The sequence below is a fragment of the Synergistaceae bacterium genome (assembly GCA_031267575.1).
GTDB lineage: Bacteria > Synergistota > Synergistia > Synergistales > Aminobacteriaceae > JAIRYN01.
Genome location: JAIRYN010000051.1, coordinates 26,060 through 39,364, shown reverse-complemented (window position 1 = coordinate 39,364; position 13,305 = coordinate 26,060). Strand labels below are relative to the sequence as shown.

11 protein-coding genes are annotated in these 13,305 nt (G+C 52.4%); 4 read left to right on the top strand and 7 right to left on the bottom strand.

The window, feature by feature from the left end; translation table 11 throughout:
- Positions 1-124 precede the first annotated feature (124 nt).
- The 4 genes from LBJ36_08270 (at position 125) to LBJ36_08255 (ending at position 4,484) form a co-directional block, all read left to right on the top strand.
- Positions 125-925 carry an ABC transporter ATP-binding protein gene (locus LBJ36_08270; GenBank protein MDR1379033.1) on the top strand — a complete coding sequence of 267 codons (801 nt, stop codon included), beginning with the start codon at positions 125-127 and terminating at the stop codon, positions 923-925.
- A gap of 154 nt (positions 926-1,079) precedes the next feature.
- A complete protein-coding gene (locus LBJ36_08265; protein MDR1379032.1) occupies positions 1,080-2,189 on the top strand; it encodes an ABC transporter substrate-binding protein in 1,110 nt (369 codons plus the stop codon).
- Positions 2,190-2,247: 58 nt separating this feature from the next.
- A complete protein-coding gene (locus LBJ36_08260; GenBank protein MDR1379031.1) occupies positions 2,248-3,132 on the top strand; it encodes an ABC transporter permease subunit in 885 nt (294 codons plus the stop codon).
- A 44-nt stretch (positions 3,133-3,176) separates the two neighbouring features.
- Positions 3,177-4,484 (top strand): AMP-binding protein, encoded by a 1,308-nt coding sequence (locus LBJ36_08255; GenBank protein MDR1379030.1) that lies wholly within the window; start codon positions 3,177-3,179, stop codon positions 4,482-4,484.
- A gap of 145 nt (positions 4,485-4,629) precedes the next feature.
- Here the strand turns inward: LBJ36_08255 and LBJ36_08250 are convergent, their stop codons facing one another.
- From LBJ36_08250 to LBJ36_08220, 7 genes are all read right to left on the bottom strand, one after another.
- Complete coding sequence (locus LBJ36_08250) at positions 4,630-5,595, bottom strand: D-2-hydroxyacid dehydrogenase (GenBank protein ID MDR1379029.1); 966 nt, start codon at positions 5,593-5,595, stop codon at positions 4,630-4,632.
- Between the two features lie 147 nt (positions 5,596-5,742).
- Positions 5,743-7,401 carry a phosphoenolpyruvate carboxykinase (ATP) gene (locus tag LBJ36_08245; GenBank protein MDR1379028.1) on the bottom strand — a complete coding sequence of 553 codons (1,659 nt, stop codon included), beginning with the start codon at positions 7,399-7,401 and terminating at the stop codon, positions 5,743-5,745.
- A gap of 321 nt (positions 7,402-7,722) precedes the next feature.
- Positions 7,723-8,160 (bottom strand): MOSC domain-containing protein, encoded by a 438-nt coding sequence (locus LBJ36_08240; GenBank protein MDR1379027.1) that lies wholly within the window; start codon positions 8,158-8,160, stop codon positions 7,723-7,725.
- Positions 8,161-8,242: 82 nt separating this feature from the next.
- Positions 8,243-8,956, bottom strand: a complete 714-nt coding sequence (locus LBJ36_08235) for a hypothetical protein (protein ID MDR1379026.1) — start codon at positions 8,954-8,956, stop codon at positions 8,243-8,245.
- A 12-nt stretch (positions 8,957-8,968) separates the two neighbouring features.
- Positions 8,969-10,063: an MBL fold metallo-hydrolase gene (locus LBJ36_08230; protein ID MDR1379025.1), complete on the bottom strand. Its 1,095-nt coding sequence runs from the start codon at positions 10,061-10,063 to the stop codon at positions 8,969-8,971.
- Positions 10,060-10,791: a L,D-transpeptidase gene (locus LBJ36_08225; protein ID MDR1379024.1), complete on the bottom strand. Its 732-nt coding sequence runs from the start codon at positions 10,789-10,791 to the stop codon at positions 10,060-10,062. The genes LBJ36_08230 and LBJ36_08225 overlap by 4 nt, the downstream gene beginning before the upstream one ends.
- 108 nt (positions 10,792-10,899) lie before the next feature.
- Complete coding sequence (locus tag LBJ36_08220; GenBank protein MDR1379023.1) at positions 10,900-13,299, bottom strand: Smr/MutS family protein; 2,400 nt, start codon at positions 13,297-13,299, stop codon at positions 10,900-10,902.
- Positions 13,300-13,305 lie beyond the last annotated feature (6 nt).

Here is a 13,305-nt window from a genome sequence, read left to right as displayed (position 1 = left end):
CTCGCAGCGCTGTAGACATATGACGCCTATCTTTCCTTTTCCCGCGATTTGAGTTCTGCCTCTGCCTTGACAATTATATGATTATAATATATTTTATAAAATATATATATTAAATATATTTTAGATGTTATGTGGTGAGTGGAACGTGGGCGCGAGTATTGAAATCAGGGGAGTGAGCAAAGTTTTTGAGGAGCGTGATAAAGACACTGGACTTATCGCGCTGGATAATATAAACGCTGGCATCATACCGGGCGAGTTCGTTTCAATTCTGGGCGCCAGTGGCTGTGGCAAAAGTACCTTGCTGCGGATCATCGCGGGGCTTGATAAGGCGACCTCTGGAACGATATATTGCGACGGAGAGCTCGTGATGAGTCCTAATCCCAGACGCGGGCTCGTCTTTCAGGAACATACGCTGTTTCCGTGGATGACCGTGCGAGGCAATATTGAATTTGCGCTGAAATCCACCAATCAATATAGGGAAAAACAACACGAAATAGCCGAATGGCTAAACCTCGCCGACCTTGAAAGCTTCGCGGGCAGCTATCCTCATCAACTCAGCGGAGGGATGCGACAAAGGGCTTCCCTAGTGCGGACATTGGCCGTCGCGCCCGATGTCGTACTGCTCGACGAACCTCTCGGCGCGCTTGACAACTTTACGCGAATGACTTTGCAGGACGAGCTGATCAGGCTTTGGCGGGAGCGTCGCAGTACGATGATTATGGTAACACATGACGTGGACGAAGCCATCTATCTCAGCCAGCGCGTCATACTGATGTCGCCTCGCCCCGGGCGCGTCAAAAACATTCTGGATATCCCGATGAATTATCCACGCGACCGGGCTTCCGGCGATTTTATGGGGCTTCGAGTCCACATTCTGAAACAGTTGGAATTCGCCAAAACTATTCAGGAGGATTACACGATATGAGGAATTATCGAATGTACCCCGACGAGCGATGTTGACTTTACCACGTTCCATTTACCGACATGCATGAAGAAATTAAAGAAATTAAAGAAATGAATGCATGCATGTATGACTGAAGGAAGGATCAAAAATCAGCGAATAAGAAAGGGTGTATCCTATGAAAAAGAAAATTTTTGCCGCCATGCTCATGTTAGCGCTAGTCGTGGCGTTTACCACGTATGAATGGATCCGCGTCCCGGCCAGTGCGCCGGCCGCCAGTCTCGAACAAACCAAATTCAATCTCGGTCACCTAAACTCGACAGCTCACCTGTTGGCTTTCGTTGCAGCCGAGGAAGGGTTTTTCAACGAAGAAAGTCTCAACGTTATACTCACGCAGTTCGCGAGTGCCAGTGACCTCGCGGCCGGGTTGACCACCGGCAAGCTCGATGCCGCGTTCATCGGCTCAGTCCCGGTGATCGCATTCCAGAGCCAGGGACAGCCGCTCACCATTTTCGGAGGCGCGATGACAAATGGCCACGGCTATGTGGTGAAGCAAAAATTTGTCGAGGGACTCAGCGATGATGAAATCGACATCTCCGTGCTGAAAGGTCTGCGGGTGGCTACGACAAAGCCCAGCGTGCAAGACCTCGAACTGCAGATACTTCTCACGAACGCCGGCCTTACCTATTCAACCGAGAAAGGCAAAGCGGATGTCACAATAGTGTACTTTGACAGTCAGAAAGACGCGTACAACGCTATTTTGAGCGCGGAGATCGACGCCGTCAGCGTGTACAGCCCCTATGCGTCCCGCGCCATCAGCGAGGGGTATAGAGTGATCTACTACTGCTCTCAAGAGGAGGAATTTCTGAATCAACCCTGCTGCCGCCAGGTAGCCGAATCTTCCGCGCTTACCGCCAAACCTGATACCTTCAAAGCGTTTGAGCGCGCTCTGATCAAAGCGTACAAGTTCTCTCAGGAAAGCCGGGAGAAGACAATCGACGACGTTGCCAAGTACATTCAAATCGACCGAAGTCTAATAAAAACCGAAGTTTACGGTGGATACTCGCAGTCCATCCCTGACCCGGACAAAACCGCGATGGTCGCGCTGAAATCCAGCGTAGTCGAGTTTGGTTACACCAAAGACTACGATATCGAACCGTTATACAACACAAATGTCTACGAGGCGGCCCTTCGGTCCTTGCTCAAAGACAGTCCCGGCGACAAGATATACGCTGAGCTTTTGGAGCGCTTCGAGAACTCGAATGGCACGGCTCAGCAACGTTTTTGAGCTGGTCTCACATGGAGCGTTTTCTCATCAAAAAACGCTCCATATTCCATCGCGAAAAATGAAGAGCATATGCCCACACATTCTGTTCGCGGCGTTTTTGCTGATTAATCTGCTACCGGACAGGATCAAAGGGGAAAGTTTCGCGCTTTACGCGATCGCTCTCGCGGTTGTGCTGGAGTCTATTATCGTCGTGTCGGGAAAAAAACTTGTCATGAAAGATTTGGCCTTTTTCACGCTCGCGCTTCTCATCGCGTGGATGCTCGCCACATCGAAATTTAACCTGCTCAGGGAGTTTCTTTTCGCTCCGCCGGGTAAGGTCTTGCGGCAATTTATACTGGATTACCAGAGCTTGATTAGGCATATTTTCAGTTCTCTGGGGCTCATCTTTAATGGCTACACGCTCGGTCTGGCGGCGGCCATCCCTTTGGGGCTTTTTATCGGGTATAGCGCGCGAGTTGGCAGGGCGGCGACACTGATATCCAAGTTTCTGTCGTCGATACCGCCGATCGTGTACATACCTTACGGCATAGCTCTGTTGCCTACTTTTAGGAGCGTCAGCGTCATGGTCATCTTTCTTGCGACCTTTTGGCCGGTGTTATCGGCCACTGTCTCCGGCGTCATGTACACCGAGAGAAAGTATCTCGACGTCGCCAAAAACCTCGGCTGTGGAAAGTGCGGAACGTTGTTCCACGTCGTACTACCGAGCGCGCTGCCTCAAATATTCACGGGTTGCAACCAGGGCCTCTCGGTGTCGTTCATTTTGTTGACTTCGGCGGAGATGATTGGCGCGCGAAGCGGCATGGGCTACTACGTGAATTATTTCTCGGACCTGGGCGACTACACGCGAACGATGGTCGGTGTTTTCCTGATCGGAATTGTGATCAGCGTCGTATACCTCGCGGTCAGCCGGCTACAAAAATTCATGCTGCGCTGGCAGGCATAATATAAATTTTATAAAAACTATAAATAATTTGGAGGAGATAAAAAATGTCAAAAGGCAAATACTGGGATCCGGAAATTGAAACGCTTCCACGCTCGAAGCTCGAAGCCCTGCAACTGAGGTCACTGAGGGAGGAACTTGCTCACGCGTATACGAACAGCCCGTACTACAGGCGTTCTTTTGATACCGTGGGCTTGAAACCCGAGGACGTGAAATCTCTTTCTGATATAGCGAAGTTTCCCTTCATAGATAAAAAGACGCAGCGCGACACCCAGGGGGTCGGTTCGTTTCTCGGTGAGCTCGCCGCCGTTCCAGAAGAAGATGTCGTGTTCGTGAGCACTTCGAGCGGGTCAACCGGGGTTCCGACCATGTCTCCGTTCACGAAGAAGGACTTCGACGAATTTCAGGACGTGGAGAGCCGCTGGTTCTGGCAGGCATCCATGCGGCCGAACGACAGATATGTCCACGCCCTGAATTTTTCGCTGTACGTGGGCGGCCCCGACGTGATAGGAGCACAAAATCTCGGCGCTCTTTGCATCTGGGGCGGGACGCTTCCCAGCGAGAGGTTGATTTTCATCCTTAAAGCCTACCAGCCAACCTGCATCTGGACGAGCCCAAGTTATGCTTGGTACCTGGGGGAAACTTGCGTGAAAAACGGCGTCAACCCCAGAAAGGACCTGTCGATCAATAAAATTTTCGTCGCGGGGGAGATGGGTGGAAGCATAGGAGCGACCCGGAAAGTGATCGAAGACCTTTGGGGTGCCGAACTTTTTGACTTTTATGGTCTGTCGGATATTTTCGGCGCGTGCGCCGCGCAGTGCGAGGTTCACGATGGCCTTCACATTGCTGAGGACCACATACTCGTGGAGACCGTCGACCTGGAGACCGGCGAGGTCATTGAACCAGGTAAGCGTGGCGAGCTGGTTTACACGACGCTGAGGAAGAAAGCTCGCCCGATGATCCGTTTCCGCACGGGTGATATTGGCTGGATCGATTACACGCCCTGTCCTTGTGGGCGCACCCACGGGAGGATACATGTGGACGGACGCAAGGACGACATGTTCATAGTCAGCGCGGTCAACGTGTATCCCAGCGATATCGAGTACGTCATTCGCGGATTGACCGAAGTGACGGGAGAGTACAAGATTCGTGTTTACGAACAAGATCTCACGTGCAAATTTGAAGTCACAGTTGAAAACGCCAGCGAAAAGAGCGACGAAGAGGTTGCCGCAAGGGTGTCCAACGCTCTTAAAGCGCGAATCGGAGTGAAGCCGGCGCGGGTCGTCGTCCTGCCGGACGGTTCTATCGAACGCAGCACGCACAAAGCGAAGCGCGTAGTGGATGAAAGAACCTAAACTAATGGGAAGATAGACGCCAGAAGCTGAAGCTGAAGCTGAACCTAGCAAAACAACCAATCACAAGCATCACAAAGACAAAGAAAGCGGCTCCCTTTAGGGGAACCGCCTTTTTTTAGATTCTTTCACATGCTTTCACATTCATTCAGTTATTAACCACATTGATGGGGGTTCCGCTCACAAAGGCTTTCAGGTTATCGACGGTAACGTCCATTAAACGCTGACGGCTCTCTTTGGGCGCCCAGGAGATGTGCGGTGTGATAATACAATTTTTTGCTTTGAGTAAGGGATTGTCGCCTTTAATGGGCTCGCTGGACACCACATCCAAGCCTGCCGCGAAGACTTTACCGTTATTCAAAGCATCGGTAAGGTCTTGTTCGACAATGAGAGGTCCGCGGGAGTTGTTGATCAGGATAACGCCGTCTTTCATTTTGGCGATATTTTCTTTATTAACGATTCCCTGCGTGGATGGGAAAAGAGGACAGTGCAGGACAACAACATCCGATTCGGTGAAAAGCTCATCCAACGAAACATATTTCGCGATTTGAGCTCCCGCGTCGTTCGGAAACTCATCGTTGGCGATGACCTTCATGCCCAAGGCTTTGGCTATCTTGCCCGTAGTTTGCCCAATGCGGCCAAAACCGATGATTCCCATGGTCTTGTCGGCCAATTCAATCAACGGATAATCCCAGAAACACCAATCGTTGCTGGCCGCCCACTTGCCCTCATGGACAACTTTATCGTGGTGCCCTATGTGATGACATATCTCCAGCAGCAAACCAATGGCGAACTGCCCAACCGCGGCTGTACCGTAAGTGGGGATGTTGCAGACAGGAATTTTTTTCTCCTTTGCGGCGTTGACATCCACGATGTTGTAGCCGGTGGCAAGCACACCGATATATTTCAGGTTAGCGCACCGCGTTATGGCTTCCCGGCTGATCGGCGTCTTATTGGTGATGGCGACCTCCGCGTTTCCAATACGAGAAATTACTTCCTCTTGGTCCGTGAGAGAGGTGCGGTCGTATACGACAAGTTCTCCCAGTTTTTCCAGTTCGGCCCAAGTAAGGTCGCCGGGGTTTTCCGTATAACCGTCAAGTATGACTATTTTCATTATTCACACCCACCTGTGTCGAGTATTGTCATTGCTGTGCTCAAAATCCTAAAGCTCGCCCCAGCAATGAGCGAGCTCGTGTATTTTTCTCAGTTCAGTTCAGTTCAGTTTAGTTCAGTTCAATACAGTACAGTTCAGTTAAAGTTTCTAAAACTTCGACATTTCCTCTACCGCGAGAGTTATCGCTTTATGGGCATCCTCAGGCAACTTGTCCAAGCCACCCAGCTCCGTATCGCGCGATTTCACAAAATTCAAACGATCTTTGAAACGCGCCAGAAGCTGTTCCCGATAGTTCTTGTCGTTCAAGTCGATTTTGAAATCGTCCAATGGCAGGATTTGCATGCCGCTGAAGTTTCCGAAGGGGGCCCATTTTGCCGTACCCTCGATGACGGATTCCAGAATCGAAAGGGTATGGACAGGCTTGACCTTCGTACCCATGAAATCTCCCGTGTTCAGGATGTAGCAGTCAACTCCATCCGCGATCAATTGTTTGAAACGTTCGTAGTCCATCGCGAGAGGATAGGTACGGAAGGGGTTGGCATAGGGTTCGCAAACCAGGGCGTTGGGGTCGACTCCAGGCGCCAGGCGTTCGGCGCTGGTGCGCTTCGTCGCGAGAGTGGCTCCCAGAACAGATCCCAGTTCCGGGCCCGTCAGTTTCAGAACGGGGGGAATGGTCGGGTCTCGCATCAGCCAGAAGATGGCGTTCAAAGGCTCATCGATGCGATCAATGCGATTTGGGGACCAGAACTTGGATTTCATCGCGCGGCCGTTGCCGTTGCGGACGTCTTCGGTTACGGCGATCAACTTGCCATCCGCTGTACGCGTAACACCGCAATTCTGCATCGTCACCAGAAACTTGTTGGCCGGGCATCCAATGGGATAGTCCTGCACCTTGTCGAAGTAAGCGGGCTCCAAGGCGATGGCATATTTGTCCTTCACGTTTACCACGAACGCGTCATCGTGCAAGACGGTGATGTTGTACTTGCCACCGTGAGTGGCGTGGGTAATCGTCGATTTACCCGATCCTGAGAGACCGAAAGCGGCTAGCACAAACTTTTTATCGTTTTGGGTGGTGTAGCGCTTGAGTCCCCCGTGGCAAGAGGCGTAACCGTTGCGCGCGCCGATTCCCCAGCCCAGGGTCAAGGTGCCCTTTTTGAGTTCCCCAAAATAACGGAGCCCCAGCACCACAGCACAGTTTTCTTTGGGCGAAAAGAAGGCCAGGCCCAGCGGATAATCTGGGTGCGTCCAGTCCGGGTCGGCGAAGATGAGGACGTCTCCATCCGTGTCCGAAACTTTTCGTGATCGATTGTACATCTCTTTGTATTTTTCGTTGATATATTGAAAGTTGAAAAGCCAGCTATAAAGGTTGTTTTCAAATCCTTGAGGCACCAGAAGATGAGCGGCGACCATGAAGTCCTCTTCCAAACCGATATAGGCGTCCGCCGTGTAGAGCTTACGGTCACGCAGTTTGTAAACGGCCTCACGGATGAGGGTGGCCATCTCTTCGGGCTTGACGTTGGGATATCCAATGATGCGGCGCGCCGCGGCGGTGCGGCCATAAAAAGCCCCATCGTTGAAAAGAAGGACATTCGCTCCCACCGGAAGACCCTGCTCTTCCGGCAAATAGACAGGCATTCCCGTCAGTTCCACCGTGCCCGGACTGGCCTTGGCCAACTCGTAGGCGACTTTCAGGTCGGGAACCTTCGTGACGTTGTTGCCGTAAAATAGAGATTCCACTGTTGTTCGGATGGGGGTTTGGTGAATCTTCTTAAAATTTTCCGGTTCGTAGTAACCAATAGTAGCCATACTCTCTTAACCGATCCTTTCAGCGTACTAATACCTACTTATAGCTAGTTAGATATATTCCGCATAGTATTTCTTCGACTATGAAGCCAAAGAAAAAGCTGAATCTCGCAAAGCTCGCGGAAATATTCCACAAGCGCCGTTATAGTTCCGATCTACAACAATATTTTCATCTTTGATAGACTTTGCTACCTCCTTATTGTCGAAATTGTCGAAATGCATAACCTTATTACCTATACCGCTTGATACACCGTATATAACTTGATCATAATACATTATGACGCTTTATAATAGTTTATCAGATATGAATATTAATATAGCTTATTAATATACTACGCGTTGGATCATATCGCCATTGCGCACCCTGCCACCCCGGGTCACGCGACAAAACACGCCAAGACGAGGCATAATACAATCTCCCGCCGCCTCGTAAATAGCGCAATGGGAGTGACATTCCTTTCCTTTTTGAGTGACCTCTAATATCGCTCCGCCCACTTGAATCTGGTCGCCCAGGGCCAACCGCGCGAGATCAAAACCTTCGACCAAAAGATTTTCCGCAAAATCTCCCGCTTTCAACAGAGGCACTTTCTTCTTGATTTTCTCAGCTTCTTCCGCGCTGAGCAAACTTACCTGACGGTGTTGAAACCCGAAATGAGCGTCTCCTTCCAATCCCTTATCTTCTATCAAAAGAGCTTCGCCAATGTCGGTTTTCTGCATACCTTTCACCGGCGCTCGACACACGGCAACGATACGTCCCCTCATGCTCAAAAAATCTCCTTCTCATCTTCTCATCGAAGTCCATCACCTTATCAAATATTATATCTGAAATTTACTTCCGTCGCGCCTATCCAATCTCCACGCTCCCGTGCTCCGGGTCCAGCCTGTGGAGCTCGGCGCTCCCGCCGCAAAACCGCTTCACCAACTCCAGCGTTTCCAGGGCGGCGGCTTTTCCTTCCTCCGGGGTTCCGGGGGGCAGGGTGTCGATGTTGATGGCCACGCGGCGGGTTGTCGCCTCGATCTTGCTGACGTCGCCGTTTTTCCAGCACCAGGCGCGGCAAAAAACCTCGTCGTTCCCCGTGTCCAGCAAAACGACCTCACCGGGCACCGGACGCTCTTTTTGTTCGGGGGAACCTAGGGGCGTATAGTTTTCATGACCACGGGCAAGAGTCAGGCGGATATCTCCCTTCACCGTGTCCAAGTCGTCACCTCCGGCCGGCAGAACGTGCCTCATACTGATCACGTTGAAAATCGACACTAGGCTGTTCACGTAGGGAAGGTCCTTGCCTCCACGCACGCGCTTGATGAGGTTGGCGATGGAGGGAGGACACTTGTTGGGGTTTGTTCCAAAAGACTGAAAAGCGTCGCGCCATGAGGCAATACGAGGATGGGTCTTCAAATCCGAAAACGCCTCGTCTCTCCGTACTCGCTCTTGGGCCTCGACCAGAAGCTCGGCCAGCTCTAAAACCTCTTTCGTATTGTCCGCTCCATTCACCACAAGAACATGACGCGCGTAACTGGGAAAAAGAGCGAATACCTCAGGCGCGATCTCTATCTTCATAAATGCTCATCCTCACTCTTCACTTGTTTTTTCGGTTTTCCGAATATATTGCAAAAAACCCTTCACACTGTTGCGGATAAAAAAGAGTTCCCGCGTCCGCAGGTCCTCTGGCAGCCGGAAATATCCGCTCAGAAGGGAATCTTGCTCAAATAGGCTATTCGTAATGGCCCTCTCGGTCTGGTCTTTCATCCTGGAAAAGAGGGTGGTCCAATCGTCGAACTGCCCTCTTGCCAGGGCCATTTGGTTTCGTGCGTGTCGGGCCGCGCCCCAGTGAGCGTAGCACAGAAGTTCATCTCCTCGTAGGGATTCTGAGATTTTGCGAAGAGATGCCCGCGCCGCGACTCCATCAAACTTGGGCGGGGTTGTGGGGCGTAAGTAGGGTAAAGCGGAGGACGAGCCCAGAGGAAGAAAAAGCCCGGCGGCTTCTCCCACAAAAACGACCTTTTCACTTTTTTCACTTTTTTCGTTTTCTTCACTTTTTTCACTAGCCAACTGGACGATGAAGGAAAGGTGATGAGGAGCGTGTCCCGGCGTTTCGAGAATCGTCACGCCCGATAAGTCGTCGCGATCCAATAGGGAATCGGGGGCCAGAGGCACGGGAGTGCCGTACATGACGGCAATATCCCCCAAGATTTCGAGCGAGGACTTCCAGAGCTTTCCCGGATCGAGCAGGTATCTCCTAGCCTTAGGGTGGACCAACACCTTGGCGTTCTTGTACTGCTGGCAGAACTGTCCAATCCCTCCAGAGTGGTCTAGATGAATATGGGTCAGAAGAACATAATCCACGTCGTTGGTCAAAAAGGAAAGTTTGCGCAACAGAAGAGGGATGGTGCTCGCCGGACCGGGATCGACCACCATTCTTCTTCCTAGAGAATCGATAAAAAACCATGAGGCAATGAACTGGCGAAAACCTGGCCGGAATTGGGGAAGGTCCAGCAGGTGTAATTTTTCGGGAAAAATCACTCGCCCTTCGAGGAGCCGCCGTTCCGACTTCTTCCGCTCCTCTTCTGTCCATTCGGCGGCGGTCTGAACGTCGGCTCTTCCGTCCGAGCCCCTTCTGTCGATTCCGCGCTGAACCGTCGTTTTTCGCTCGTCGATAGGGTTCATTCCTCGATCACCACTTTCATATTCCTGAAGGTAAATCGCCTTAGCTCCTCCAGTTCGTCGTTCAGCATTCGAATACACCCCTCCGAAACCATAGAGCCCCGAGAATTGGGGTCGTGAGTGCCGTGGATGCCGATGCCCTTCCAACCCGTGCGGAGACGAATGAACCAGGGACCGTAAGCGCCTCTGATCACGCCCTTGCCATCCCGAAAATCATGGCTCCAGGAGCTGGCGTTTTCGATAGATTGAACCGTGAAGATGCCGTTCGGTGTCCTATTATCGCCCACCCTTTCCTTGTTACCGGGGTTCTTCCCCACCGCAATCTCATAAGTCTTCTCTACCTCGTCACCGCGATAGAGATAGAGCATGTAAAGTCTTTTGTTGATCCGCACCCAATATTCGTTGTCGTCTACATTCAGTTCAATGGGAATGGGGCCGGGAAGGGTGTCTATCGAGGTGAGCTCCGGGAAAAAATTGTTGGGGTTGAACTCGATGGTCCTCGACGGGTCCGCGGGAAGCGAGGGCGCGCGCTGGGCTTCTCCCGAATCCATCACGTTATGGAAAAAATTCACGCTCCAGGTGATACACACCGTCAGCGTCATCACGATCAGCAGTCCCCTTATCACGGGATGGTAACGACGCCGCTTCACCCATTTTCCCTGCCCTTTATCGACCCATACAACCTCAATATGAAACAGGCTCGCCAGCCAATACAGCAAATTTCTTACCATCCATATCTCACTTCTCTTATACTGATTTAAGATAAAAGCTCTGACGTTAGAATATCTAAAAACCAGCTTTTTTAAGTATTCAAAAATCAATTCATTTTCTGAACTCGACTACTTCTGAACTCTACTACTTCTGAACTCTACCACCGTAACTCCGTAACCGCCCTCTCCTATTTCGCCCAGACGATAACGGGACACGTACTTTAGTCTCGCGCAAAGGGCGTGAACCTCGCGGCGCAAAATCCCCTCCCCTCGACCGTGAATGACGAGGACGCTGGAGTGACCAGCCCGGTAGGCTCTGTCCAGGTAAGCGCCAGTCAAAGGCAACGCCTCGTCCACGGTCATCCCCCTTACCATCAGAGAACTGGGGACGGTCTCTCGCTTCATGGCGGCGGATGTGTCCAGTGGGGGAACGGCGATCTTCGCCACTTTTTGTGTCTCCATAAGTTGGTCCAGAGGGACTTCCATGTGCATGGGACCCGCCACGAGCTTTGCCTTGCCGTTCCTAACGGACTCGATCACCCCTACGACACCACTGCCCGCGACCTGAGCCGTCACGCCTTCCCTTGGGACAAACGCCTCTGGTTTGTTCTTCAGTTCCTGGGCGACGCGCTTGGCGTGACGCGTTTCCATTCCTATGCGGAGTTTCTGAATATTCTGCCGCCTGGGTTCGAGAGCTTTGTAGACCGCCGATCTCGTCGCCTCCTCCAATCCCTTGATCAGGTCCCGGGAGACGGCCTCCGCCTTAGCGATCAAATCGTCCGCGCGTCTGTCCGCGGCCTCGATAATTTTATCCCTTTGGCGCTCGATTTCCGACATCCGATCCTCGTAAATTTTTTTGAGCCGAGTCGTCTCCGTCCTCTCAACCTCGAACCGTTCCTCCATTGCGTCCAGGGCTGCCCCACGCTCGTTTAATTGCCCCATCAGGTCCTCCGCTGAAATGTCTCGGGCCTCCAAAGACAAATGGGCTAGTTCCAAAACGTCCTCTGGCATGCCCCATCTCCGCGCGATTAGGAGAGCGTTACTCTTACCGGGAACCCCCATCAAAAGGTGATAGGTGGGCGCCAATTTGTCCGCGTCGAATTCCATGCTCGCAGTCTCCACCGATGGAGTGGTCAAAGCGTATTGTTTGATGGGATTGTGATGGGTGGACGCCAGGGTCGGGACGCGATTGTTCTTGAGGGTTTCTAGAATCGCCACCCCCAGTGCCGCGCCCTCCTGGGGATCCGTGCCCGCGCCGAGTTCATCCAGCAGCACGAGAGACTTTGAGGTGGCGGATTTTAAAATCCTGACGATGTTTTTCAAATGGGCGCTGAAAGTGGAGAGATTCTGCTCGATGCTCTGTTCGTCGCCGATATCCGCGTAAATCGCATCGATATTTCCCACAAGGGAACCATCTCGAACAGGCAACGGCAACCCCGACCACCCCATTGCCACACAGAGCCCCGCGGTTTTCAACACCACTGTTTTACCGCCGGTGTTGGGACCCGTGATCACCAGGGAGGTGAATGGAGGGCGATTCGTCTTGCCCTTGACACAGCAGTACACGTTTACGGGAACAGCAGAGTCTCCCAAGAGAGGATGACACGCCTCTACTAAGTCGAACTGCGTTTGGCGTGACAGGTTCGGCAGGGTCCAGCGTTTTTTGCGCATAACTTCCCGACAAGCGTAGAGCATGTCGATTTCCCCCAAAACCTCCTGAGCCTCTGCGATGGCCCGCTCGCGCGCTAAAATTTTCCCCGCGATTTCCATCAGAACGCGCGTTTCCTCGTCCTGTTCGTCCCGGGCTTTTAGCATCATGCCGTTATTGATGGAGGAGAGCATCCGCGGTTCCATGTACACAGAGTTCCCCGACGCCGACCGATCAACCAAAAGCCCAGGGAAACGGTTGACATACTCCTGCCGGACCAGCAAAAGAAAACGCCCATCCCGGTAGGAAAGCGCGCGTTCCTGCAACATGTTCAGAATACTCGCGTCCTCCATGAGACGATTGGCGGTCTTGCGACCGGCGCGCTTCAGGTTTTCAAGGTCGTTGCGAATGGCCTGAAGCCGGGGCGAGGCGTTGTCCGCCAGGCGGCCCGTGTCCTCTACCACTGACAAGGCCTCCAGCTCGTGACCGAAGTCTCGGATACGCCGTTCCGGGCCCTGAAAGGCGGGGTAATCGTTTTTCAGTTTCCCCAGGGCTTCCTTCACTCGGGTCGCCAGGGAGAGCAGTGTCTTGACCTTCAACAGCTCCCCGCCTGTTAGAATCCCGCTTTTTTTCGCCAAAGGGAAAAGGTCCGTCACGGGAACAGCGGCCGGGTTCCAGGGGATCTCCTTGTCTCCGCGCCGGTCGGAGCAGTCCGCCCATTCCCTCAGGAGTTGATGGCGCCCTTCTAGCTGCTCCAGGGTTTTACACGGAACGAGGGAGGCGAGGATACCCTTTCCCAGCTCACCCCTCAAGTTTTCCGCGAAAGGAAAGAGCGACTTTGCAAACTCCAGTAGGTTCAGCACGGAGGCGGATACGTTCATATTCTC